This is a genomic window from Polaromonas sp. P1_E3, assembly GCF_056405935.1.
The window spans coordinates 1-506 of the sequence record NZ_JBFUBD010000869.1 but is presented as its reverse complement, the minus strand read 5'-3'; the positions used below and the strand labels follow the sequence as shown (position 1 = coordinate 506).

The window sequence follows — 506 nt, the reverse complement described above, 5'->3', positions numbered from 1 at the left end:
TCCTTCCAGGTGCCGGCCACGCCCTGCACGTCGGCCTGCCCGCCCAGCTTGCCTTCGGTACCGACTTCCCGCGCCACGCGCGTCACTTCGGAGGCAAAAGAACGGAGCTGGTCCACCATGGTGTTGATGGTGTTCTTGAGTTCGAGAATCTCGCCTTTCACGTCCACCGTGATCTTTTTGGACAGGTCGCCGGCCGCCACGGCTGTCGTCACCTCGGCRATRTTGCGCACCTGCGCTGTGAGGTTCGAACCCATGGAGTTGACGGAGTCGGTCAAATCCTTCCAGGTGCCGGCCACGCCCTGCACGTCGGCCTGCCCGCCCAGCTTGCCTTCGGTACCGACYTCCCGCGCCACRCGSGTCACYTCRRARGCAAAMGAMCGGAGCTGGTCCACCATGGTGTTGATGGTGTTCTTGAGTTCGAGAATCTCGCCTTTCACGTCCACCGTGATCTTTTTGGACAGGTCGCCGGCCGCCACGGCTGTCGTCACCTCGGCAATCTCGGCAAT

At 62.4% G+C, this 506-nt stretch carries 1 protein-coding gene; it reads right to left on the bottom strand.

Features of this window, described 5'->3' with window-relative positions; all coding sequences use genetic code 11:
• Positions 1–506 (bottom strand): HAMP domain-containing protein (locus AC1D0Z_RS24045; protein WP_477660611.1); only part of this gene is annotated, 506 nt, incomplete at both ends.